At 28.3% G+C, this 26,396-nt stretch carries 25 protein-coding genes; 3 read left to right on the top strand and 22 right to left on the bottom strand.

Annotated elements, in window-relative coordinates; genetic code table 11:
* Window positions 1–9 precede the first annotated feature (9 nt).
* The 13 genes from Q3304_RS01540 to Q3304_RS01600 all read right to left on the bottom strand — a co-directional run bounded on the left by Q3304_RS01540 (window position 10) and on the right by Q3304_RS01600 (window position 15,290).
* Complete coding sequence (locus Q3304_RS01540) at window positions 10–912, bottom strand: glycyl-radical enzyme activating protein (protein ID WP_407813304.1); 903 nt, start codon at window positions 910–912, stop codon at window positions 10–12.
* Between the two features lie 14 nt (window positions 913–926).
* Window positions 927–3,299: a glycyl radical protein gene (locus Q3304_RS01545; RefSeq protein WP_407813303.1), complete on the bottom strand. Its 2,373-nt coding sequence runs from the start codon at window positions 3,297–3,299 to the stop codon at window positions 927–929.
* Between the two features lie 199 nt (window positions 3,300–3,498).
* Window positions 3,499–4,878 (bottom strand): GHKL domain-containing protein, encoded by a 1,380-nt coding sequence (locus tag Q3304_RS01550; protein ID WP_407813302.1) that lies wholly within the window; start codon window positions 4,876–4,878, stop codon window positions 3,499–3,501.
* Entirely contained in the window at window positions 4,872–5,585 is a 714-nt protein-coding gene (locus Q3304_RS01555; RefSeq protein ID WP_407813301.1) for a LytR/AlgR family response regulator transcription factor, read from the bottom strand. The genes Q3304_RS01550 and Q3304_RS01555 overlap by 7 nt, the downstream gene beginning before the upstream one ends.
* A 255-nt stretch (window positions 5,586–5,840) precedes the next feature.
* Window positions 5,841–6,392 (bottom strand): DUF2812 domain-containing protein, encoded by a 552-nt coding sequence (locus tag Q3304_RS01560; protein ID WP_407813300.1) that lies wholly within the window; start codon window positions 6,390–6,392, stop codon window positions 5,841–5,843.
* A 105-nt stretch (window positions 6,393–6,497) separates the two neighbouring features.
* Entirely contained in the window at window positions 6,498–7,301 is an 804-nt protein-coding gene (zupT, locus tag Q3304_RS01565) for a zinc transporter ZupT (RefSeq protein WP_407813299.1), read from the bottom strand.
* 151 nt (window positions 7,302–7,452) lie between these two features.
* Window positions 7,453–8,616, bottom strand: coding sequence for a M20 family metallopeptidase (locus tag Q3304_RS01570; RefSeq protein WP_407813298.1), 1,164 nt, complete (start codon window positions 8,614–8,616; stop codon window positions 7,453–7,455).
* 62 nt (window positions 8,617–8,678) lie between these two features.
* Window positions 8,679–9,866, bottom strand: coding sequence for a hypothetical protein (locus tag Q3304_RS01575; RefSeq protein WP_054269633.1), 1,188 nt, complete (start codon window positions 9,864–9,866; stop codon window positions 8,679–8,681).
* A 361-nt stretch (window positions 9,867–10,227) separates the two neighbouring features.
* Window positions 10,228–11,928, bottom strand: a complete 1,701-nt coding sequence (locus tag Q3304_RS01580; protein ID WP_054269632.1) for an ABC transporter ATP-binding protein — start codon at window positions 11,926–11,928, stop codon at window positions 10,228–10,230.
* A gap of 240 nt (window positions 11,929–12,168) precedes the next feature.
* Window positions 12,169–12,444 carry a PTS sugar transporter subunit IIB gene (locus tag Q3304_RS01585; protein ID WP_407813297.1) on the bottom strand — a complete coding sequence of 92 codons (276 nt, stop codon included), beginning with the start codon at window positions 12,442–12,444 and terminating at the stop codon, window positions 12,169–12,171.
* A gap of 118 nt (window positions 12,445–12,562) precedes the next feature.
* On the bottom strand, window positions 12,563–13,096 hold the full coding sequence (gene mobB, locus Q3304_RS01590; RefSeq protein ID WP_219673560.1) for a molybdopterin-guanine dinucleotide biosynthesis protein B: 534 nt from the start codon (window positions 13,094–13,096) through the stop codon (window positions 12,563–12,565).
* A gap of 23 nt (window positions 13,097–13,119) precedes the next feature.
* A complete protein-coding gene (locus tag Q3304_RS01595; protein ID WP_219673559.1) occupies window positions 13,120–14,301 on the bottom strand; it encodes a molybdopterin molybdotransferase MoeA in 1,182 nt (393 codons plus the stop codon).
* Between the two features lie 254 nt (window positions 14,302–14,555).
* Window positions 14,556–15,290: a hypothetical protein gene (locus Q3304_RS01600; RefSeq protein WP_054269629.1), complete on the bottom strand. Its 735-nt coding sequence runs from the start codon at window positions 15,288–15,290 to the stop codon at window positions 14,556–14,558.
* A 362-nt stretch (window positions 15,291–15,652) separates the two neighbouring features.
* On the opposite strand from Q3304_RS01600, the gene Q3304_RS01605 reads away from it, so the two are divergent.
* The gene (locus Q3304_RS01605; RefSeq protein ID WP_054269628.1) at window positions 15,653–16,558 is read left to right on the top strand and encodes a selenium metabolism-associated LysR family transcriptional regulator; all 906 of its coding nucleotides are present in this window, start codon (window positions 15,653–15,655) and stop codon (window positions 16,556–16,558) included.
* Between the two features lie 188 nt (window positions 16,559–16,746).
* On the opposite strand, the gene Q3304_RS01610 is transcribed toward Q3304_RS01605, so the two are convergent.
* From Q3304_RS01610 to Q3304_RS01650, 9 genes are all read right to left on the bottom strand, one after another.
* Window positions 16,747–17,589: a PTS system mannose/fructose/sorbose family transporter subunit IID gene (locus tag Q3304_RS01610; RefSeq protein ID WP_054269627.1), complete on the bottom strand. Its 843-nt coding sequence runs from the start codon at window positions 17,587–17,589 to the stop codon at window positions 16,747–16,749.
* Window positions 17,573–18,331, bottom strand: a complete 759-nt coding sequence (locus Q3304_RS01615) for a PTS sugar transporter subunit IIC (protein ID WP_054269626.1) — start codon at window positions 18,329–18,331, stop codon at window positions 17,573–17,575. The genes Q3304_RS01610 and Q3304_RS01615 overlap by 17 nt, the downstream gene beginning before the upstream one ends.
* 16 nt (window positions 18,332–18,347) lie before the next feature.
* Window positions 18,348–18,818, bottom strand: coding sequence for a PTS sugar transporter subunit IIB (locus tag Q3304_RS01620; protein ID WP_054269625.1), 471 nt, complete (start codon window positions 18,816–18,818; stop codon window positions 18,348–18,350).
* The gene (locus Q3304_RS01625) at window positions 18,818–19,561 is read right to left on the bottom strand and encodes a BtpA/SgcQ family protein (RefSeq protein WP_054269624.1); all 744 of its coding nucleotides are present in this window, start codon (window positions 19,559–19,561) and stop codon (window positions 18,818–18,820) included. The genes Q3304_RS01620 and Q3304_RS01625 overlap by 1 nt, the downstream gene beginning before the upstream one ends.
* 3 nt (window positions 19,562–19,564) lie before the next feature.
* A complete protein-coding gene (locus Q3304_RS01630) occupies window positions 19,565–19,978 on the bottom strand; it encodes a PTS sugar transporter subunit IIA (RefSeq protein ID WP_054276207.1) in 414 nt (137 codons plus the stop codon).
* A 24-nt stretch (window positions 19,979–20,002) separates the two neighbouring features.
* On the bottom strand, window positions 20,003–20,755 hold the full coding sequence (locus Q3304_RS01635) for a GntR family transcriptional regulator (RefSeq protein ID WP_054269622.1): 753 nt from the start codon (window positions 20,753–20,755) through the stop codon (window positions 20,003–20,005).
* Between the two features lie 182 nt (window positions 20,756–20,937).
* Window positions 20,938–22,332 (bottom strand): aminopeptidase, encoded by a 1,395-nt coding sequence (locus Q3304_RS01640; protein ID WP_054276205.1) that lies wholly within the window; start codon window positions 22,330–22,332, stop codon window positions 20,938–20,940.
* A 19-nt stretch (window positions 22,333–22,351) separates the two neighbouring features.
* On the bottom strand, window positions 22,352–22,561 hold the full coding sequence (locus tag Q3304_RS01645; protein WP_054269620.1) for a DUF896 domain-containing protein: 210 nt from the start codon (window positions 22,559–22,561) through the stop codon (window positions 22,352–22,354).
* Window positions 22,562–22,588: 27 nt separating this feature from the next.
* Window positions 22,589–24,034 carry a PLP-dependent aminotransferase family protein gene (locus Q3304_RS01650; protein ID WP_407813296.1) on the bottom strand — a complete coding sequence of 482 codons (1,446 nt, stop codon included), beginning with the start codon at window positions 24,032–24,034 and terminating at the stop codon, window positions 22,589–22,591.
* 109 nt (window positions 24,035–24,143) lie between these two features.
* On the opposite strand from Q3304_RS01650, the gene Q3304_RS01655 reads away from it, so the two are divergent.
* Both Q3304_RS01655 and Q3304_RS01660 read left to right on the top strand, forming a co-directional pair.
* Window positions 24,144–24,938: a histidinol-phosphatase HisJ family protein gene (locus Q3304_RS01655; protein WP_054269619.1), complete on the top strand. Its 795-nt coding sequence runs from the start codon at window positions 24,144–24,146 to the stop codon at window positions 24,936–24,938.
* 50 nt (window positions 24,939–24,988) lie between these two features.
* Window positions 24,989–26,311: a polysaccharide biosynthesis protein gene (locus tag Q3304_RS01660; protein ID WP_054269618.1), complete on the top strand. Its 1,323-nt coding sequence runs from the start codon at window positions 24,989–24,991 to the stop codon at window positions 26,309–26,311.
* Window positions 26,312–26,396 lie beyond the last annotated feature (85 nt).

Consider the following 26,396-nt stretch of genomic DNA (forward strand, 5'->3'; position numbering starts at 1 on the left):
CCTGATAGCTTATTTGTATTCTATGATTTTTACTCCTGTAAGTTCTACTATCTCTTTTAATTTTAACATATGATTATTACAAATTTCATCAAATTCATATATATAATCCTCAAGACCTAATGCCTTATATTTATCAATTCCAAATTTATGATATGGAAGTAATTCCATCTTTCCTTTTGGAACATTTTGTTTTACAAATAATGCAGTATTTCTTATATTTTCTTCACTATCATTAACTCCACAAATAATTGGAACTCTTATAACCATAGATTTATTTAGCTTTGAAAGCTTACATATATTCTCCAATATAATTTTATTACTTACTCCTGTGTATTCCTTGTGAACATTGTCATCCATCGATTTTATATCTACAAAAATATGGTCTATTTTCTCAAATACATCATTCACTTTATTCCAATCAAAGTATCCACAAGTTTCAATTGCTATGTTTATACCTTTATTATAAAATACATCCACTAATTCTCTTAAAAAATCAATTTGAAGTGTTGGCTCTCCTCCAGAAAAAGTTACTCCTCCATTAGACTCAAAGAAAAATATAAAATCTTTTTCAACTTCCTTTATAATTTCTTCAACTGTCATTTCTTCAGTCATTATACAGATAGCATCTTTAAGGCATACCTTGACACATTCTCCACATAAATTACACTTACTATTTATTTGAGCTCTATCAAATAGTGAGCTTATATTTTGAGGACAAACATCTATACATCTATTACAAGATATACATTTATCTTTCATGACGCCTAACTTGACTATATTACTCCAAGAGTCTGGATTAGAACACCACTTACACTTTAATTTACATCCTTCTAAAAATATAGTAGTTCTTATACCATCTCCATCATTTACTGAAAAATGTTGCACTTTTACAACTCTGCCTTTTTTACTCATAATATACCTCGTAATTAAAATTTACTATGTGCATTTCTAGCTATTATAGCATCTTGCATTTCTCTTGATAAATTAACAAATTGAGTGCTATATCCAGCAACTCTCACTAGTAAATCTTTATATTCTTCTGGATTTTCTTGAGCCTTTAATAGAATATCGTTTGATATTGTATTAAATTGTACATGGAATCCTCCTAGAGCAAAGTATGATTTTACCATAGATGATAGATTTCTAAGTCCTCTTTCTGTTTCCACTAAATCTTGATTCAGTCTTAAGTTTAAAAGAGTTCCACCAGTATGAACATCATGATTTATTTTTGATGCAGATTTCATAGCTGCTAGAGGACTTGTTGTGTCAGTCCCAACGAATGGAGAAACACCTTCTGTCAAAGGTTTTGTTGCTTTTCTTCCACATGGAGTTGCACCTACAATTTTTCCAGTTGGCACATAGTTTGATATTCCCATAAATGCACTATTAAATTTTGAACCAAATATATCTTTATATTTTCTAGTTTCTGTATAATAAAAATCAGAAACTTCAATTGCTAATGAATCTACATAATCATTATCATTTCCATACTTAGGAACATCAAGTGCAAGTTTTCTTAAATCTTCATAACCTTCCCAATCATTGTTTAGTGCTTTTGTTAACTCTTCTAGTGTAGTAACTTTATCTTCAAATACTAATTTTTTTATGGCTGCTAGTGAGTTTGAAACCACTCCTAGCCCTATACCAGTTAATACAGGCCCTATATTATATTTTGCTCCACCTTTACTTAAATCAGTACCTTTATCTAAACAGCCATCTACACAAGTAGACAAAAATGGTCTTGGTACCATTTCTTTATGAATTTGTTGTGCAACAGTAGTTCCTATAACAGAATTTTTGATAAGGTATGCTAATTGCTTTAAAAACTCATCTTTAAGTTCTTCAAAAGAAGTAAATTCTGTGATACTCTTTGCATCTAACCCCATTGTTTCTCCAGTTAATCTACTTTTACCTTCATTCATGGCATATTCTAAAGCTGCTGCAAAGTTTATATTTACTGCTGAAGTCCATTGCCCTGTTTTTCTAAAATGAGGAACTACACAACCACAATTACTCCAGTCTCTTGCATCTTCTGCATCATATCCATCTTGTAATAACATTTGTGCTCCTGCACTATCACTGTGTATAGCAGGGAAACCAGTCCCTTGTTTTACTAGTTTTGCAACTGCCATAACGAAATCATCTGGTGCTCCTTGGCTTATTCTAACACTTAAACCTGGCTGATGAGTTTTTACACTTTCTGTAGCCTTTAAACACATATATGAAATAGCATTTGTTCCATCAGTACCATTTCTCTTTTTGCCACCAACAGTAAGATTTTGGAATTGATTATATCCTGCAAAATAATTGGCTGTATTTGCTGATATAGTCCATACCCATTCTGACAACTTAATCCAAAGAGCTTCTATTAACTCCTGAGCTTCTGATTCAGTTATCTTACCTTCTTTAGCATCATTTTCATAATGTGGATACATATATTGGTCAAATCTACCTAAATTTAATGCTAGAGGATTTTCTGATAAAACACCACCTAGTTGTACAAACCATACAAATTGTATTGCTTCATAAAAACTAGTTGGAGGATTTGCTGGTACATTCATACATATTTCTGCTATTTTTAAAAGTTCTGCTTTTCTTTTTTCATCTGTTTCAGATTCACTCATTTCTTTTGCAAGATTTGAATATCTATTTGCCAGTGTCATAATAGCCTCTGCTACTATAGAAACAGATTTGTAGAAATCTATTTTTTCAATATTTTCTGAAATTGATATATCTAATTCTGCTATTTTTTTATCTGCATCTTCTTTAATTCCTTTGTATCCTTTTACAAATAGTATATCTTGATAATCTGGTGTTACCTCACCAACTGCCTGTCTCCACTTAGAGTCATTGTCTATTATACCTGTATCTACCAATATCTTAGCTGTATCTTCTGGGATTCTTGCTAAAAAAACTTCTTCCAAAGATTTTCCCTTCCAATATGGGAATATTTCTTTTCTTATAAATTCTATTTGTTCTTTTGATATTACATATGGGTCTTGAGTTCTTTCGTCAAAAGTATCCATTTCTTTATCTACCCATTGCCAAGAAAATTCTGGTGTCAATATACCTGTTCTTCTAAACTTACCTGCTGTCCCAACAATTAATTCATTTTCAAATATTTTTATAGGAAGTCCTTTACATGTCTCTAAAAAAGCTTTAGCTCTTCTTATACATATAGCTTCTCCCTCAGTTTTTTTATGTGATTCTGTAAAAATTCTAGCCCTTTCACAACATATCATAGGCTTAGAATTAATGTATTCTTGTCTAAATTCTTCTATTCTATTAGTTTGACTCATTTAAAATCCCCCTTTAGATAAATATCTATTATCTTTTTGTATGTTATAACATACTTTAATTATATTATACTGTCCTTTTACATAAAATGGAAGCACAAATAATTTATATATAATCTATTTCTATCTTGTTATGAATTTTTATAGTAAAATAATATGCTAATGATTTGAAATATAAAATTTGTATAGTCCAACTAGTAACTTAATCGTCCCAACTGTCAGTATCTTGATTTAATGGTATGTATATATTCAGCATGAACTTATCCTTATTATTTTCAAATAATAGTTCTCCATTATATTTTTGCAAAGACGATTTAATACTCTGAATTCCTATTCCATGCATAAATTTATCCATTTTATCTGTCAATAATATACTTCTATTTATAGTAATAGAATTTATCTTACTATTTTCACATTTAAGTACAAAAAATGACTTCGTTATAGTTCCTTTAATTTTGATATATTTATTACTATTTTCATCCATGATTTTATCACATGCTTCTATAGCATTATCTAAAATATTAGAAAAAATGCTTGAGACATCTATAGGCTTCATAAAATTTATTTTTGAAAAATTTATGCAACAATTAAATTTAATTCCCTTTTTTGCACATATTTCGCTCTTTTCGTTAATTATAATGTCTAGTATCATATTTCCTGTATTATAAATATATTTAAATGATTTAATTTCATCTTTTAAATTACTCACATATTCATCTATTTCTTCACTATTATTTTTGAGATTCTCTACACAATAAATATGATTATTTATATCATGGTAAAGCTTCCTAACCTTCATATGGGATTCTTGAATGGCCAAATAATATGCATATTGCATCTCTAACTTATTTTTTATTAATTCATTTTGAGATTTTAATCTATTTTCTTTTATTATTTCTTTAAATACTAGTATAAGAAGTATACTACTAGCTCCTATTAACTTTGGATTCACAAAATTATCAAAATAGTATCCTTCCGAATGTAATGACCCAAACCGTTCTAACTTTTTTAATATATAATTTGTAAATACATTAGTTGTATTAGCTAATAAAGCAAATAATAAATATACATAATTTCTCTTATCCTGAGTAATTGATTTTATATACTTTCTAAAAAAATAAAATACCATGTGTATAAGAATCATTATTAAGTTACTATATATATGAATTTTTATATAATCTAGTTGAGATGCTAATAAATATTCCTTAGACGATATGAGATTACCTGTAATCACAAAAAATAGTACCCTATACACAACATCGTTTAAACATTCATAATATACACTAAATAAATAAAAGAAAACAGTATACTTAATAATACTTATCTTGTAAAAATAATTATAATATACTCCCCATACAACAAATGCTACAATAGGAAATAAATAGTTTATATTATTAGAATATTTTCCTTCATTCAATAATCTAGTTACTTGGAGCATAGTATAAATTAAGAACAACAGAATACAGAATATTATTTTTTCATTTTTTTTATGCTCTTCTTTGTAAGTTAATACATCTTTCATTATAGTAAATCTTATAAATATAGATAAAATTAATAATAGCTCAGTCATGAAATTTAACATATTGTATCACCAAGAAATCTCAAAAACGTCTCCTTAACCTCTTTATACCTATATCTACTAATAGGTACTTCCTCACCACTTTCCAATATTGCAATATTATACTTTATATTTTCAACATGGCTTAAATTTACTATAAAACTTTTATGGCATCTTATAAATCTAGATAGATTTAATTCTTTTTCTATTTTGTTTAAGCTATATCTTATATAAAAATTTTTATTTATAGTGTGTATTAGCATCTCTTTTTTTTGAACTTCTATATATTTAATTTCATTTAAATAAATCTTATATGTGTTTGACTTATCTTTTATTATGATATAACTATCCTTGTTTGTTTCTATATCTTTAATACAGATCAACATATGTTTTTTTAATTCTTCAAATTCTATAGGCTTTAGCAAATATCTATAAGCTCTTACCTCATATCCTTCTTGTACATAGTCTATCAAGGAGGTTATAAATATTATTTCCATTTCACTACCCATTTTTCTAATCATTCTTGCAGTATCCATTCCATTTAGTTTTTCCATCTTTATATCAAGAAATAGTATATCTATGTCTTTTAAGTTGTTTTCAAGTAACTCTTCTCCAGATAAATATTTTTTTATTTCATATTCTATACTTATATTTTTTAATATATTCTCAATATAATCTACTATTAAAAGTTGAGCTTCTTTTTCATCTTCACAAACTGCTATATTAATCATAAAATTCCTCCTTGCACGATTTTTAATTAATACAGTTAAAATATTTGAATTAATTTACTCAGATGTGATTTTACACATCTGATACTTTAGAATAACATTTTCAAATTATTTATATCAATACTCAATTTTATGCAATTGTTATTTTGATATATCAATTTCACAATAAAAATCAACAGTATTAAAAAACAGTATTCATGAACAAAAGAAAGTACCTTAAAAGTTTTTTTAAAATCATTTCAAGGTACCCTCTTCTATTTATTTAAACTTTTTAAGCCTTAGATAATACATTAGTCTCTTATATAACTGTACTATATATAAAACTAATAACATAATCTGTAGTACAATAGCAGTTATTGATACGCCATAACCACTAGATAGATTACTTACTTCAACATATAATAAATATATAAAGATTACCACTAACAAAAATAATATAAATACGTTCATAAACAAAATTGATTTTACTTTATTTAGTTTATCAAAATCGCTATATAATTTAGGAGGTATATCTTTATATTCTTTAGACCATACATACCATGAAGATGTCCCCATAAAACTGCCAATACTCCTAAAAACAAGATTCCAACCTTTTGATTTATGTTCATTAAAATAATTATTTTCTGCATCATAGTAGTAATCAACAGTGTATTTTATTTTTCTTGGACTTCCTTTATAAAAGTAAAATATTCCACCAAGTTTATTTATCTTATATAAATTATATCCTTTAATTTCCATATCCTCTAACCATTTTTCTATCTTATCAGGTGAGCTATACCAGTCAAATTTAAACCTTATTTTCTTTTTCATAATACTCACTCTCCAAAATGATATTTTTAAATATCTTAAAAAATCTATTTAAATAATTATATCATTTTGATATTAATTTTAGGTTACAATCAGACATCTAAAAGCTTATTTAAATAACAGTAAGCTAATAGCCATAACACCCATCCCTGCAATTAGACCATAAATGGATAAATGATGCTCACCATACTCTCTAGCTGATGGCAATAGTTCATCAAGCGATATAAATACCATGATTCCCCCTACAATTGCAAATACAATTCCAAGAGTTATATCATTTAAGAAATTTCTAAGAAGTGCATATCCAATAATTGCTCCTAATGGTTCAGACATACCAGATAAAAAAGAATAATAAAAAGCTTTCTTCTTATCTCCTGTAGCATAATAAACTGGTACAGATACGGATATACCTTCTGGTATATTGTGTATAGCAATTGCAATAGCTATTGGTATAGCTATCGTAACATCGTCAAGAGCTGATATAAATGTCGCTAAACCTTCTGGAAAATTATGAATTGCTATAGCCATTGCTGTAAATATACCTGTTCTCAAAAGAGATTTATTTCTTTTGATATTTTGTTCCTCTATATTTTCCATCTTCTTTATATCATGTGGATTTTCTTCTTGAGGGATTAACTTATCAATAATTGCAATGATAGCCATCCCTGCAAAAAAAGCTATTACAGTTGACCAGCTTCCCATTTTCTCTCCCATAGACTTTGTCAAAGCATCTTGTGCTTTAGGAAAAATTTCTATCATAGACACATAAATCATAACACCAGCAGAAAATCCTAAACTTATAGAAAGAAACTTCGTGTTAGTTTTTTTAGCAAAAAAGGCTATACAACTACCTATACCTGTAGACAAACCTGCCAATAATGTTATCAAAAATGCAAACACTACATTATTCAAATAAATCACCTTCTTTTTATTTGATATTGATTATCATTTTCTTTTATCCTATCATATATATTTTATATAGTCAATCCTTATAAAAATTATAGACAATAAAAAAGCAGAGATATAAACTTAGTCTCTGCTTTTTCCTTATAGTATATTAAATTTATTTATTTAAAAAGTCCACTGCATATTGAACATATAAAGCAGTTCCAATCTCTAACGCATCCTCATCTATATTAAAACATCCATGATGGTGAGGGTAACAAGCACCTTTTGACTCATTTCTAGCTCCTACAAAGGCTAGCGCACCAGGTGCAATATTCATAAATTCAGCCAAATCTTCTGCTCCTGTTACTTTTTCAAACATTGTTATACATTCTTCTCCAAATAGCTTAATTGCTGCATCAGTTGCTATCTTTGAGCATTCTTTGTCATTTATAACTGCTGGAGTTAGATATCCATATTCTAATTCAGCTTCTGCCCTATATGCTCCTGCTGTAGATTTTGCTATACGTTCTAGAATTGAAGGAATTTGTTTTCTAAGTTCTGGATTAAATAGTCTTATTGTACCTTCTAAGATAGCTTCACTTGCTATTACATTAAATCTAGTTCCAGAATTTAAAACTCCAACACTTACAACTAATGGTTCTAAAGGACTTACTTCTCTACTAACCATAGATTGTAAATTCATAACTATTGCTGAACTTGCAAGTACTGCATCAACACCTTGATGAGGAAGTGAGCCATGACCACCCTTACCTTTTACAGTGATTTTAAAGAAGTCAGCAGAAGCCATTCTTGGTCCTTCTTCTACTGATATAGTTCCAGATTCCACATCAGTCCAAAGATGTATCCCAAATACGCTATCTACACCTTCCATCGCACCATCTTTAATCATAGCTCTTGCACCTTTACCAACTTCTTCTCCTGGTTGAAAAAATAATTTTACAGTTCCATTAATACTATCTTTAATATCATTTAGTACTTTCGCTGCTCCTAAAAGCATTGATGTATGACCATCATGACCACAAGCATGCATAAGCCCTTCATTTTTCGATTTATATTCTACATCAGTACATTCGACAACTTGTAGAGCATCCATATCACCTCTAAGTGCTACAGTCTTTCCTGGCTTAGTTCCTTTTATAGTTGCAATTACACCTGTGCCTCCAGCTGATACATATGGCACTCCAATTTTATCAAGTTCTTCTTTGATTCTCTTTGATGTTCTAACTTCTTCCATACTCTTCTCAGGATTTTCATGAAATTCCCTTCTAAGCTTAATCACATAGTCTTTATAACTCTTTGTTATTTCTTTAATATCCATTCCAGACCTCCAGGTAGTACATATTCTTCTTTAAAATATTTTTTATCATTATCAGTTAAATATTAGATTAGATTTACAAATATACCTGCTATTACTACAGAAGCTATTGTAACTGTAGTGAATCCTCCAACAAGCATCTTTGGAAGCATCTTATCCATTAAAAATTCTTTTTCTTCTGGTGTTTCAGCTAAAGCTTTTACTGCTTCTTCAGTTAATATATAGTTAGGTGGGAAACCATAAAGTGCTGTAAGTGAAACTGAAAAAGCCATTTCTTTACTTTCGCCTAAAAGCTTACCTGCTATAATAGAGAATATCCCCATACCTATTACACCAAATATTATAATTCCTACAAGAGGAACTGCCATTTCAGCAAGCATTGCTGGTGTAGCCTTTGCTAAACCTGCAAATATAAAAGCCATCAATGATGTCATTAACCATCCAAATGAACCAGATTTGTTAAGAGGTTTTCTATCAACTATTCCAAGTTCTGATGCTATTACACCAAATATTAAACATATAACATATCTAGATACAACTTCATGTGTAAGATTTGTAAATTGTACTGCTAACCATGCTACCAATCCTAATCTAAGTATTATCATATATGTTGTATCATACTTTTCAGGTAAATCTGGAATTATCTTAAATCTACTTTTTTGTTCAGGTACATTCTCAGTTTTTTCTTCAACTTTACTTGCAGTTACTTTTCCACTTCTAAAATCTGATAAAAGTCTTTTTCCTTCTTTTTTAAGCATCAATGCTGTAATCGGATAACCTGCAAATCCTTGTGCAACATACATTAAAATTGCAAGTACTGCCAAACTTGCAAGACCTTTTGCTGTAGCAGCATCTGCCATCATTATAGATGCAACTAGTCCTCCAGTAAGAGGAGGTGTAGCTATTACTGCTGTATCCCATCCAAATACTACTGTACCTAATGCTAAAGCGCCTACACATATGCCTACTATTCCTGCTAAAGCTATTACGATTGTTTTCCATTGACCTGCTAATTCCTTAATACTCATCATAGTTCCCATATGTGTTATTAATAAAAGCATTCCCAATTGGGCTAATGGTGTTCCTAAAGCAGCTAAATCTACTATATTTTCTGGGAAAAAAGTCCAAAATCCTACTATAAATATAATTGCTGATACAAAAACTGATGGAACAAAAGCTTTAGTTTTTGCTGAAACTACATCTCCTATCGTCAGTGACACTAAAACCAGACAAAAAGCTGTTATTGCCTCCATACAAAATCCCCCCTCATAATAAATATATTTGTATACAATGTATGTATAGTTATCCATTATTTTACTACTTTTGAAAAACATTTCAAGTCAAAATTCGATTTTTTTCATAAAATTCTATAAATTCTATAAATTAAAGTTAGCTTTCTAAATTATTCTTTTTAGAAAAACGTTATCCCAACTAATGGCTATTTATCACTATTCTTATAAATAGAATTAATTGTAATTTGCAAAAAATAAAACATAGAATACATTTTTTCATAAAACAAGTCATTAATATAAGATGAATTTGATTTATGAACCTTAATATATTCTATGTTTATAAATTTAGTGTATATGTTAGTTATGGTATAAAATTTATACACTAGTTATTGTGTAATCTACTATATACTCCATTTTTGTTTACTAACTCTTCATGAGTACCTCTTTCTTCAATTCCTTTATCTGTCAATACTATGATTTCATCAGCATTTTTTATAGTAGTTAATCTATGTGCGACAACTAAATTTGTTCTATCTTTGCTTAATTCTTCTAAAGACTCTTGAATTTCCCTTTCTGTTACATTGTCTAACGCAGATGTAGCCTCATCCAATATTATTATTGGAGGATTCTTTAAAAAGATTCTCGAGATTGATATTCTTTGTTTTTGTCCACCTGATAATTTTACTCCTCTTTCACCTATATAAGTATCATATCCATCTGGTAAAGTCTCTACAAAGTCATGTATTCTCGCCTTTTTAGCTGCTGCTATCATTTCTTCATCTGTAGCATTAGGATTTCCACAAAGAATATTATCTCTTATAGTTCCTGTAAATAAAAATACATCTTGTTGAACTATACCTATATTTTTTCTCAATGATTTTAAACTAACATCTTTTATACTCTTTCCATCAATTTTTATATCACCCTCATCAAATTCATAAAACCTTGGTAATAGATTGCATAATGTAGTCTTCCCTCCTCCAGAAGGTCCAACCAATGCTATCGTCTTGCCAGCTTTTATAGATAAACTCAAATTATTTAATACTTGAGTCTTATCTTCGTATGTGAAAGATATATTTTCTATCTCAATATTACCTTTTACATTTTCAAGCTCAACAGGATTTTTAGCTTCTTTTTGATGGTCTTGTTCCATTATTTCTATGAATCGTTTAAAACCTGTCATACCATTTTGATATTGCTCTGTAAAGTTTATCAATTTTTTCATAGGCTGTATAAACATTTTTACATATAATATATAGGCAGCAAAATCACCCAATGTAATTTTTCCAAGATAAGTAAAGTAACCACCAGCTATGACAACTACCCACTCTAAAATATCCATGTATAAGTTCATCCCAGAATAATATTCTGCCATTACTTTATAAGAATCTTGTCTTGCTCTTCTAAATAACTTATTACTTCTTACAAACTTATTTAATTCTTCTTTTTCAGTACAAAAAGACTTAGTTACTTTCATACCTGCTATACTATTTTCTAAGGTAGCATTCACATCACCTATAGTAACTCTACTCTTCATAAAAGCAACATTCATCTTATCTTTTTTAGCTATTGCAAACCAAATTATAAATGGTAATATAGCAAATATTATGAGAGTAAGAGGAATATTTATATCTATAAGTATAAAGAATGAACCCACTAACATTACTATAGAAATGAATAAATCTTCAGGCCCATGATGTGCAAGTTCTGTTATATCCATTAGGTCATTTACTATTCTAGACATAGTTACCCCAGATTTGTTATTATCAAAATACGTATTTGGAAGTCTCTGCAAATGTGTAAATACTTCATTTCTCATATCAGCTTGCATATCTACACCTATAACATGCCCCCAATACTGCATAAAATAGTTAAGCCCTGCTTTTGCTATAAATATAAGTATAAGTACTACTGCAAAAACTACTAACATTCTTAAATTTTTATTTGGAACAATATCATCCATTATATTTCTAGTTATCATAGGATAAACTAAATCACATAAGGAAAATAAAAAAGCTGCTATAAGGTCTAGTGTGAAAATTTTCTTATATGGCTTATAATATTTTATAAATTGTTTTATCATAAGTATTAAATCCCTCCTCCATTGATACTTCTAAAAAATACCCATAAATTAGTATAACATAACAACAATTTTAAATCTTTTATAAATTTACAATATAAATCAATATTTTTCATAAAATTGAATACTTATATTATTAACTCTACCTTTAAAACAATATAAAAGAGCTATATCTCTATAAATAAATTCTTACAAAGACACAACTCTATATTTAATACTAAATATTTTTTTATAAATACAAAACTATTTCAGAGCATCCAATATTTTCTTATCTAAGGCAGCTGTATTTATACCTGTTATGTACGCTGTTGCTTTTATCGCAGGTATATTATAAGTTGTTGGCAATATAGTAGTAGATACTATTAAGTCAGCTCCTTCTTGTTTTGTTGCACATTCAGCAATTTTACATTGTATAACTTCTGCTTGTATGTTATTTTCTTTAATTAATCTTTCTACTCTATCACAAACTACTGTTGATGTCGCAATTCCTGCCCCACATGCTACTAATATCTTTTTCATATTTTTTCCTCCTAAGATTTCTTTGATATTTTATAATTCAAAATACGATTGATAAATTTCTCATATCTTTATTTATATAAATAATTATACCATTTTATATCAAAAGAGTATCTTAAAATTATTCTTTTAATATGTTTTTTATTTCAGTATCATTTATACTTAAAATCTCATTTTTTATACAATACTCTATGTAATTTGATATATTTTTATAGTCATTTAAATCAAATTGTTTAATATTTAAATCATATTCTATATCACTAACAATTCCTATTAAATCAGACCTATTTGATAAAATATCCTTATATTTATTCTCTCTAGTTATCTCCAATCTTCTAAACCTATAATTTTTATATCCTTCTATAATAATTAAGTCCATATCTCTATACAACTGAATCATTTCATATAATGGATTATTATCTTTTAGTTCTTCAATATATGCCACTCGTTTATCTGATATTATACATACCTTTTTAGCACCAGATTTTCTATGTTTGTAAGTATCTTTACCCTCTTCATCCATATCAAAATCATGACATGTATGCTTAATAACCCCAACATTATACCCTTCTTTATTTAATTCTTTTATTATACCTTCAATTAATGTAGTTTTGCCTACTCCAGAATAGGATACAACTGACAATATATTATACATAAAATTTACTTCCTTTCATAAAACTATCTAATAACAACATCTACTAACTGATTTTCTTTTATAGTTTCTTCCTTTTTTATTTTTATCATACAATTACTTCTCAATGTTGCTGACAATCTAGCTTTAGCATCCTTCTTATCATTTAACCTTACATATAATTTACCTTCACTTGTATATAATTTACCACTTACAAATCTATCCTTATTTGAAAGTTTATTAAATTCCCCCTTAAATATAGCTTTTATATAATGCTCCCTTTTCTTATATGTCAAATACTCAATCACAGGAACTACCACATTATCAAATACCACAATTGCTGCATGTGGATTTCCAGAAAGTCCAAATAGTAGTTTTTCTCCCAATGTAGCTACATAACAAGCTCCTCCAGGTTTAATGTTTATTTTCCAAAATAACTCTTGTGCACCTATTTTTCTAAATACATCTGGAATTAAATCCTTATCTCCAACAGACACACCACCTGTTGTAATTAAAAAATCTACCTTTTTCAACATATTCTTTACTATTTTTTCTAACTCTAATATATCATCAGAACAATTACATATTGTATCTGCCTGTATACCAAGCTTTATGAGTTTCGAATATAATGTATATCTATTACTATCGTATATCTTACCATCCTCTAAAGGCTCGTTTATATCTTGTAACTCTGTTCCTGTATTCAAGATTCCGACTTTTAAATCATCATACACTGTTACTGTAGATATTCCAAGACTTGCTAGCACTCCTAAGCCATCATACCCTATATTCTGATTTTTATTAATAATCAATTGCCCCTTTTTTATATCCTCACCCTTGAATATGTAATTATCATATTCCTTTAACTTTACATTTAAAATTATCATATCATCTACAACAGTTACATCTTCTTTTTTTACTACACAGTTTGCACCCCTTGGTATTTTACCACCAGTCATTATCTTCACTGCTTCATTTTTATTTAATACACTATCAAATACTTCTCCTGCATATAAAGTCCCTATAACCTTTAAGTTTCTATTTTCAGAATTTGCATTATATGCATAACCATCGTATGGTGACCTATCAAATGGAGGGCTATCAATTGTTGAATATATATCTTCTGCAACTACCTTATTTACTGCATCTATAAGATTTACTCTCTTCACCCTACTTATTGGTACAACATTTTCTTCAATAATTTTTATGGCATCTGCTAATTCTATCATTTTAAATACTCCCCAATATATTTTTTATTTAAAACATTTCAATGTAGTATGTTATAGATTGAAAAATTTAGAAATAATTTTATCTTATATTTAATTATAACCAATTGTTATCTATAAGTGCAGTTCAAATTTAATAAAGCTTATAAAATCATTTCTAACTAAGATTCAATAAATTTTATAAATCTTATAAAAAAACTGTTTCCAGCTAGAAATTTACTTCTATCTTGAAACAGCCTTGTATGCTTTAGAATCCATTATTCTATTAAAGCTCCTTTTATTATTTTTACAATTTTATCACTTTCAATAGTTTTTATAGATTTTATTTTGTTATCCACAATACTTATTGTAAGCACTTCATTTTTTAATAATTTATTGTCTTCTTTTAATCTATAACTTTTAACTACTTTGTTACCTTCATGATTATATGCTGTTAGCTCATAATTTGCCTCTCCAACAACTTCATTTATTCTAGACTCATCAACTCCAATATACTCTCCTAAGTCAATCTTTCTAAAATTTTCTAGTGACACAGCTGATTTTTCATGGTCGCTTTTTTCAATCATAATACTGGCATTAGCATCAATATCAATAGTACTTTGTGATGAAAACGAGTTTGTTTCAACATTGACAACTTTATTTTTATTAATATCAATGTATAAAGCACTTCCATCTAATTCATTATTTCCAGTATATTTAGGGTAAACTAATGTCATATAACTTGATGTATTTATATCTTGCATTGTATCTGATTCTTTTAAATCTTTAGGTTTTATATAATAAATTGTGTTATAAGGTATTCCCATATTTTTTATAACAAACTTATAATCCTTACTCATAATTTCATTAACATCATTTTGAACTTTTGTCATAGTTTTTTGTTGTGTTGCTTTATTTGCTACTTGGTTTTTCTCTTTAGTGGTTTCTTTATGACATCCAACAAGTACAATACCTAAAATAGTTACACAAACTAATGACTTTTTTAACTTCATAAATCAATCCTCCTTTCTCAAATTTTATAATATTTATCTATATCTCGATGTACGATTATCTCTTTTTTCAATAATTATATTTATTGTATTATAAAATAATTATATAATATTTATTTGAATTTAATAAGATTAAGAAGCTCTTTGTAATTTTTCTGTAATAAAATATATTTTAAAGTTGAATTTTGAAAATTCAATTTACGATATTTTAAAGGTAAATATCCTTATAACATTATACCAAATTATTCCTAAACAATCAAAAACTCCATGAATATTTTAAGGTTTTCTATTTTAAAAATCACCTTTGACTATTAATTTATCAAATATGTTATAATAGTTTTAGATAATTTAAGGAGGATTAAATAATGGATTTTAAACAACTTGAAGTATTTGTTGCTGTTGCAAAACATCAAAGTTTTTCAAAAGCTGCAAGAGAACTTTTTTTAACTCAACCTACGGTAAGTGCACATATACAAAATTTAGAGAGAGAGTTAGAAACTGTACTTATAAATAGAAGTAACAAAGTGATTACACTCACAAAATCTGGTGAAATTCTTTATGAACATGCTATATATATATTAAACAACTGTAAACGTGCAATTTATGATATAAAAGAATATTCAGGAAAAATAGAAGGTATTATAGATATTGCATGTAGTTCTATACCTGAAACCTATATTTTGCCTGATTTTATGAAGAGTTTTTCCATGAGTTACCCAGACGTAAAATTTTCCATAAGCCATTATGATTCTCAATATGCTATATCAGAAATTTTAAATGAAAGAATAAGCTTTGGATTGGTTGGTTCTAAAGTTAACAATCCTCAAATAGAATACCTAGACTTATTAGATGATGAGCTTGTTCTTATCACTCCTTCAGATTTTAAAATTGATAATAAAGATAATAAAATTGATATAGAAGAATTGGCTTACTTAAATTTTATTATGAGAAAAGAAGGCTCTGGTACTAGAAATTTAATACTAAACACACTTAGCAAAAATAACTTTCCTGTAAATAAATTAAATATAATAGCACATGTGGAATCAAATGAAGCTATTAAAGAAATGGTTAGACTGGGTCTTGGTGTCTCTTTTATATCTTATATATCAGCTATTGATTATCTAAATGCAGGTAAAATTAAATGTTATAAAATAAAAAATGTTGATTTTACTAGAAAATTTTTCTTTATTTATTCTAAAAAGAAAACTTTTTCTCCATTGGAAGATAAATTCTTAAACAGATTATGTGAGTACTTTGAAATCATAATATAATAATTATAATATAAGATACTTAATTCTATACTATATAACTAATGAATAAAATAACTGTAATTGTCACATGAATAGTCATAAATTACTATATAAAAATTTTCTTTCTAGTTAATTTAGTAAAAAAAAGCCCTCGTTCAAATGAACTTGGGATTTTTTTAATACTTTAGAAATCATATCCTTAATTCTGCTTATACTATTCCAATAGCAGCTAGCACTATACAAATAATTATAACAGAAATTAATATTGTAGTTGTCTTGACTTTTTTTCCTAATAACCAATACATAATACCAAATATCATAGCTGGAAGCATACATGGCATTATTTGGTCTAAATAAGTTTGAATGGGCTCTGCCCACTCTCCACTACCTACATTAACACTGAGCTTTAACATTACATTAGAGGCAGTCATTCCTCCAATTACCATAAGCCCTAACATTGAAGCTGCTTCCATAACTTTTGAAACTATATTTGAACCACTTACATCTTTAAAAAATTGAGTTCCATACTTAAATCCTTTATCTAAACATATATAACGAATGATAAAATGAGGAATGTTTATTATTAAAAGAAATAGAATTGGTCCCATTATATTTCCCTGTGAAGCTAAAGCTATACCAACTCCAGCTGCTATAAGCTTCAATGTCCCCCAGAAAAATGAATCTCCTATTCCAGAAATTGGTCCCATTAAACTTGACTTAACAGCATTTATACTATTTGCATCAAACTCTTCATTTTTTGCATTTTCTTCTTCCATAGCTCCAGATATACCTACCAAAAGAGTACTTATATGAGGAGTAACTGACATGAATTCAAGGTGTCTTTTTAAAGCCTTCGATTTTTTTTCTTTATCATCTTTATATACTCTACGAATTATTGGTGCCATCATATATGCATATGCTATATTTTGCATACGTTCATAGTTCCAAGATGAATCTAATGTTAAAGACCTTCTAAAACATTTCCAAAAGTCTTTCCTCGTTATTTTACTGTCTGGTGAAATTGTCTCCAATTTCTTAGAATTCGTTGTCATCTACTACTACCTCCTTCTCTCCTACAAAGTTAACATATATTAAAGCTATTGCTAATCCAAATAATGCAACTCCTGTTACTGTTATATTTAGATAAGCAACCAATATAAATCCTAATAATAAAAATGCTACTGTTTTCTTATTAAGCATCATTCTAGCTAACATAGCAAAACCTATTGCTGGTATAACACCTGCTGCAACATCCATTCCATGAGTTACATATGATGGTATAAATGAAAGTATTTTTTCTATTACTGGAACACCTAATGAGAATCCTATACCTACTATTATTGCTAATATTAATTTATTTCCTATACCAAATAATAATTGCACACGCTCTACACCTTCAATATTACCCTCTTCTGCATAACGGTCAGCAATATGAGCTCCCCATGTAAGTACTACTGTCATTAAGAAGTTGTCTATAAGCAATACTAAAGTCGCTATAGGAACTGCAAGTACAACTGCTGCTGACACATCCTGACCAGTTAATATTACAAATGCTGTGGCAATAATAGAACCAGATACAAAGTCAGGAGGGTTACTTGCTCCAACTGGAAATGCACCCATAAATACTAGCTCTAATGTTGAACCTATTACTATACCTGTATGTAGATTACCTAGTGCTAAACCAACAAGTGGCGCAACAACTATCGGTCTATTATGCATTGTAGAACCTACAAAACAATGCATATATGCAAAGAATGCAATTAGAGTTATCAGAATAACTTGTGTAAATTCCATTTTCATCCCCCTAAAATTATATTAATTTCATTACATTTGTAGCATCATCATCAGGAACCAATTGTACAAATACATTTACGCCTTCTGAATCTAATTCTTTAATCATATTTATATCCTCTTTTGATACATGCACTGCTTTAGATATATTTTCACGATTATCATCTGATTTTGTTCCACCAAGGTTTATAGATTTAATGGCTTTTACTTCTTTGGCTAGCTTATAAACATCTTCTACAGATTCACAAAGTATCAATAAATTGTATTTATCAGTAACTCCTGAATTGAGTGCTTTTATAGAATCTTCTATATTCTTCATTACAAGTTTAACATTAGATGGTTTTGCCATTCTAAGTCCTGCCATTCTTAATTCATCCTTTAATAGCTCATCACTTGCTATCAATATGCAATCTGTACTTAAAAATTTTGTCCATGTAAATGCTACTTGCCCATGTATAAGTCTATGGTCTACTCTTACTAATTTAATCATTATATTTCCTCCCTAATTTTTTTTATTTCATCCATGAATGTTTTCACGTGTTCTACACTAACATCTCCAAAATCCTTGTAATTATCTTTAAAGTAACTTCCTATTATTGCCATATCTCCTAATTCAAGTTGTTTTTTTGCATTTTCTAAAGTAACTCCAGCAGCTATAACTAATGGGAAATCCCCTAAGTTTTTACGGAATAACTCTATCTTTTCCATTGATGTTTCTTGTCCTGTAGCATTCTCTGTAACTGCTATGGCATCACATCTTGTCATACCTATTTTTAAATCTTCTTCAACTGTTTTTTCCGATAATACTGGTTGATATTTAAATCGAACTCCCCCAATTAAATAAGCTGGACACTTTGAACGTTGTAATTTAAAAAATTCTTCTAATGTTGCCTCGTCTCTAGGTTTAACATGGCCTACTACAGAATCAACTTGTATGTAATTTGCATTGTATTTTGTTGCCAGTTCAAATCCCATAGTATCAACATTTAAGCAGTTTACTCCATATGGGATTGACAAATCAGCGTTTGATACATACTCAAGTATTCTTTCTAAATCATAGTAATTGCCATAGTAGTTTTCTAACATTATTCCATCTACACCATTTTCCTCTAAGATTGTGATTTCTTTTTTAGCTCTTTCAAAGATATCTTCTGGAGTATCTCCTTTTAAATGTATCATTGCTATAATCGGCTTCTTATTTTTAAATACTGATAATATTCCCTTTTTTTCCATAAACTAAAATACCTCTTCTTCTTCTTTAATTTGTAATGTCACACTTTGTATTCCCATTCTAGATTCTTTCACTAATTCTTCTACATCTTTAGCTGTCAATTTATCAGAAAATCTTGTAAGAAGTTCTAATACCATATTCAAGTTCATTCCAGAGAATAAATTAACATTATGTAAGTTAGTTAATCTCAACATTGCAGTGCATACACTCGCACCATATAAATCAGATAAAATTATGTATTCACATTCTTTATCTTCTAATATTATTTTTTCTAATTCTAAGGCAAAATCTGAAGCACTTTGGCCAGGATACAAACTATATGAACTAACACAATTTGCTAAATCTCCTACTATCATTTTTACTGAATCTAAAAGACCCTTTGAAAATTCTCCATGAGATGCTAATATTATTTTTCTCATATCTGTCCTCCTACTAAATATAGACTATATTTCTGCTGATACTGCATATTTATACTTGTCACTTCTTATAAATTGTTCATTATAATATAAAACATCATTATTCTCTGTATACACTGATTGTCTTACTTTCAATAATGGCATATTACTTGCACACTTAAGATGGTTGGAATATTCTTTGTTTGAATGTTTTACTTCAAATATATTTTCTACACGCTTAGGTAATGTACTTATATTATTAGATATAACTTCCATTAAAGATTTATCTTCTAATTCTTCTTTTAATAAAAACATATAATCTATCCTAAAATAATCAACTTCAAAGATAACAGGTACTTCATCTATTAATCGAAGTCTTTTAATACATATTACCTTCTCTTCTAACTCAATACTTAAAGCCTCAGCAACTTGTTTATCAGCTTTTTTTATTAAAACAGATATTATTTGTGTACTTGGTTTTGCATTAATACGATGACAAGAATTAGTAAAACTATTTCCTGCACATGTAGCTTCTATTCTCTCTGGTATCGTTACATACGTTCCTTTACCACGTTTTTTACACAGTATATCTTCTTTCACAAGTTCATTCAGTGCATTTCTCACAGTTATACGACTTATATTAAATTCTTTGCATAAGTCTCCTTCAGATGGAAGTTTATCTCCTGGCTTATATATACCAGATGCTATTTGTTTTTTTATGTTGTCATACAGCTGTTGATATAAAGGAACAAATGAATTTACTTCTAAATCCATCTCTTTTCTTTGTTTCTTTTCATCCATTTTGTTCACCTCCCTATGTAACATTTTTATAACATTATATAACAAGTTCTTTATTACATATTATAACAAGATGAAATCGTTGTCAATTTATTTTATTATTTTACAAAAAAATAAGACCATTGTATAACAATTTAAAATTGTTTATACAACAGCCTTTATTCACTTATTATTCTTATATTTATTTACAAATTGATATTAAAAAATGCCTTATATCCCTTATACATCTCATATATATCTACCTTAGAAACAATCTCATATGGTGCATGCATGTTTAGAACTCCAACACCACAATCTATAACCTCTGCACCTTGATTGGCCAATATATAGGCTATAGTTCCACCGCCTCCCTGGTCAACTTTTCCAAGTTCAGCAGTTTGCCATACTACATTTCCTTCATTAAAAATTCTTCTTACTTCTGACATAAATTCTGCATTTGCATCATTGCATCCGCCTTTACCTCTTGAACCAGTATACTTATTTAAAACTATCCCATTTCCCATATATGCGGAATTTCTCTTTTCATACGCTTCTCTAAAATTTGGGTCATATCCAGCAGCGACATCAGCTGATAAAACCTTACTGTTTGCTAGAGCTCTTCTTACTTTAATATCACAGTAATCGCCTTCCAAAGCAATTAATTCAGCCACAGTATTTTCAAAAAACTTTGAGTGCATACCTGTATTTCCTTGAGAACCAACTTCTTCTTTATCCACACATAATGTAACTGATGTAAATTCTGGTTGTTCAGTTTCTAATATAGCCTTCACAGCAGCATATGAACATACCCTATCATCATGACCATACCCTAATACCATTGACCTATCAAAACCTAAATCTCTAGCTTTCCCAGCTGGGACTACTTCAATTTCAGCACTTAATAAGTCTTCTTCAACTATACTATACTTCTCATTTAAAAGCTTTAGTATATTTGCTGTTATAGGCTCTTTTTCTTCATCATTTAAAGGCATATTACCAATTAATATATTTAAAGCTTCACCACTAATTCCTTCAGATAATTTCTTTTGCATTTGGTCTCCAGCTAAATGAACTAATAAATCAGTTACACAAAATACTGGGTCACTTTCTTCTTCTCCAACAGATATGTCAACTTTCGTTCCATCATTTAATATAACTATACCATGTAAAGCAAGAGGAATAGCTGTCCATTGATATTTTTTTATTCCTCCATAATAATGAGTTTTAAAAAAACCTAGATTTCCTTCTTGATATAGTGGATTTGGTTTTAAATCCAATCTTGGAGCATCTATATGACTTCCTATAATTTTCATACCTTTTTCTATATAATTTTTACCTATTACAAAAAGTGCTACTGCCTTGTCTTTATTTATAACATAAATTTTGTCACCACTACCTATACTTCCTTTTTCCATAGCTTCATCTATTGAAATGTAATTATTTTCTTTAGCTAATTTTATAATTTCTTTTACTGAAATTCTTTCAGTTTTTGATTTACTTAAAAAATCCATATAATTGCGAGAATATTGCATAACTTGTTCAATAGCATTTTCTTTTCTTTCAACATCCCATGCATTCTTAAATTCATGCTTTAAGTTCATGTTTTCCTCCTATTAAGTTTTAATTTTTATTATTTTTCATATATTGTTCATATTCCTCTGGTGAAACCACCTTGACACTGTCAAGTCTTGATTTAAAGTGTGCCCTAAAATTTTCTAAGTATTCCTTTCTTAAAAGTTCTCTTTCTTTGATTTCATCATCTGAAAGAACTCCCTCTTTATTTTTTTTTGCTAATTCATTAATCCTATCTAATTTCTTTTTGTCAAACATGTTTTCCTCCTAAAGACTTCTATTTATTTAATAAAATAATTTATTGCTTTTTATATCTAACTTGTTTTTATATTCACAAAAAAATTCATCTATATTATCACTGATTATGGTTATTCCTTTTTCTAACTCTTCCATGCTTGGACGAGCTATGTTTATCCTAAAAAATCTATCATCTACTAAATTGTCAAAAAAATAAGTTCCTGGAAGCATAGACACTCCCTTGTTCAACATAAAGCTTGTAAATGCTTGGGATGTATATCCTCTTGGTAATTCTAAAAAAAAGTTTATTCCTCCACAAGATTTTCTAACTTTTAATTTACCACTCAATTTATTATTAATCAAGCTTTTTGCCAATTTGTACTTATCAGTATATATCTTCTCTATATGGCTTAAATAAATTTTCCAATCAAAATTCTCCATATAGTAATACATTGATTTTTGAATAAGACCTGGTGTTGATATATCTGAAGAGTATTTAGCCCATAAAACTTTTTTTAGCAGTTCATTTGGCATTTCTACAATTCCTATCCTAAGACCCGGCATAAGTATTTTTGAAAAACTCTTTATATACACCACTCTATTTTTGTCATCATAACTTCTAACAGTCCTATTGTCTTTTGATTCAAATGTAAAATCACTTATAAAATCATCTTCAATTATATAAAAATCATGTTCTTCTGCCAGTTCTATTAACTTCTTTTTTTTATATGTTGAATAAGATATTCCTGTTGGATTTTGGAAATTAGGCATAATATATATAAGTCTTGGTTTTATTTTTTCCAATTTTAATTTTAAAATACCTATATCAATTCCATCATCTAACATAGGTATAGATATTATTTTTGCACCTCTACTTTTGAACACTTCAATCGCTCCATTATAAGAAGGTTCCTCCATAAAGACAACATCTGAATAACTTATAAGCCCTTTACAAACTATGTCTATACCCTGTTGAGCACCTGATATTATTTGAATATTTTCTTTAGTCGTTTTTATACTTCCATCACTTAGATACTCTACCATCTTTTCTCTTAATTCTTCAGAGCCAAGACCTTCATCATAATCAAATATCGAACTACCATCTTTAGATAATGCCATATTTACAGCATTTTTAAATGAATCAATAGGAAACATATCATTAGATGGATTTCCATTGTCAAAATGAATTAAATCATCTCTTTGTACAATATTTTTATTTTTTCTGTTGTCTACACCACTTTTATAAGAATTTGAACTTGACACGAATGTTCCACTACCTACAATCTTATATACATACCCTTCATTCTCTAAAAGCTCATATACTTTAACTATAGTAGTATTATTTACTTGTAGAAATTCTGATAGTTTTCTTATTGGAGGCAGTTTTTCATGTTCAACTAACTCTTTATCTATTATCAATTCTTTTATATGATTAAATATCTGTATATATTTAGTTAACTTCTTTTCACTTAAATCTATTCTGTATTTTTCCACATTTATCACCGCTCATTGTATTTATATTTTATTGATGCTTTCCCATATATTTGATATTATTTAGTATGTATATATAATACCAAAATTTTTATAAAAAGGGGAAATATTTATGTTTTACGACTATCACATGCACTCAAGTTTCTCTACTGATGGAAAATCTACAATGGAAGAAATGATAAAAAAATCTATTGAACTTGGTTTAAATGAAATTTGTTTCACAGACCATGTTGATTATGATGTTTATGCTGATGATTCTTTCTCAATTGTCTATGAAGATTATTTTAAAAGTCTAGAAACTCTTCAAAATAAATATAAGGATAAAATATCAATAAAAAAGGGAATTGAGTTTGGAGTTCAGACTCAATTAATAGATACCTATAGAAAAGAAGCTAATCAATATCCATTAGACTTTATAATATGTTCTATCCATGCTATAGATACAATGGACTTATATCTTGGTAGCTATTTTAAAGATAAAACTCAGCATGAAGTTTATGAAAATTACTACCTTTACTTATATAATATTGTTAAAAATTACAAAGATTACTCTATTTTAGGTCACTTAGATTTAATTAAAAGATATGCTCCTTATGATACTATTTTAGATGATAGATTGTTTTCTGATATAATTGAGGAAATTCTTAAACAAGCTATTTATGATGGTAAAGGTATTGAAATAAATACATCTTGCTACAGATACAACCTTCCAGATTTGACTCCATCTAGATATATCCTTCAAATGTATAAAGACTTAGGAGGAGAAATCATAACTACAGGTTCAGATTCACATCATGTAAGTCAAATTGCCTATGAATTCGATTACATATATACACTGCTAAAAAATATGGGCTTTAAATATGTATCTAAATTTAATAAATTGAAACCAGAATTTATAAAATTATAAATTTTTACGCCTCCTTGTGAATATATTTAAAAGATAAGGAGGTGATTTTTTTGAAAGTACCTTATTTAGTACTATCAACAGTTATTCTATTTATATCTAATTTTATTGTAAGGATATTTGGCTTTTTATATAAAATATTCTTATCAAGGGCTTTAGGCGAAACAGGTCTAGGTATTTACCATATGATTTTTAACTTTTTAATGATTTGCTTAGCTGTTACAACAACAGGCATACCTACTGCACTTAGTTGTTTAGTCGCAAAGAGAAAAGCTTTAAACGATAGACACAACACTAATGCTTTATTTATATCAACTTTATATATATCATTTTTCGTAGCGCTAGTTATATCTATAGTTGCATCCTTTAATAGTTCTTTTTTATCACTTAAGTTTTTAAAAGATGCCAAATTAAATCTATTTATACTAGCAGTTTGTCCTGCGATAGTTATAATAACTCTTTCAAATGTACTAAGAGGATATTATTATGGCATAAAGAATGTAAAAATCCCTGCTATTGGACAAATTATTGAACAAATTGGTAAAATTCTATTCGTTTTTTTACTGGTTATGTACATAAATAATAAATCTATGAATTGTTATATTGCCCTATTAGGTATATCGATTGGTGAATTGAGTAATATTATATTCATGCTTATTTGCTTATGGAGAGATTCATCATTTGACAATAGGTATATTATAAGTATTAAAGATTTTTATAATTCTTCAATGGAAACATTAAAAATGTCCATTCCCATAACTTGCAATAGAATGTCAAACATACTTTTACAGTCTATCAGCTCTATGATGATACCATCAAGATTAGCATTATCAGGAATGACTTATCAGCAGTCATTAAGTATGTATGGTGTTGTCAGTGGAATGGTAATGCCTTTTATATTTTTGCCTTTTACTGTTGGTTCAGCACTTATTGTAAACTTGATACCTACTATATCTCAAGAAATGGCTTTAAGAAAACGTAAGAGTGTATTGAAAAAAATCAAATACTCTGTACTTCTAACTTTGTTTGTAGGTATACTATCATCAATATTTTTTTATTTCTTTGGAAAAGATTTGTGTATACTAGTATTTAAAAATAAACTTGCTGGAGAATATTTAAAAGCTATGTTTTTAGTTCCACTATTTATGTCATTAAACCAAACTCTGTCTGGCATTTTACATTCAATAAGAAAAGAGTTGGCTTCAAGTATAAATACTATCACTGGTATGTTAATTCAACTTGTGGCTCTATACGTATTTCTTCCTATACCTGGACTTAATATCTATGCATACATATACACAATGACAATAGTATCAATATTTACTTGTCTATTACATACTATAGTACTTTTTAAATCACTAAAATCTATACACTAGTTATAAAAACGTGAAGGCTACCAAAGTAAATAATTTACATTGGTAGCCTTCCTTAAGATGATTTTTATTTATAATTTAAACTGTC

Source organism: Clostridioides sp. GD02377, assembly GCF_045899875.1.
Lineage (GTDB): Bacteria > Bacillota > Clostridia > Peptostreptococcales > Peptostreptococcaceae > Clostridioides > Clostridioides difficile_A.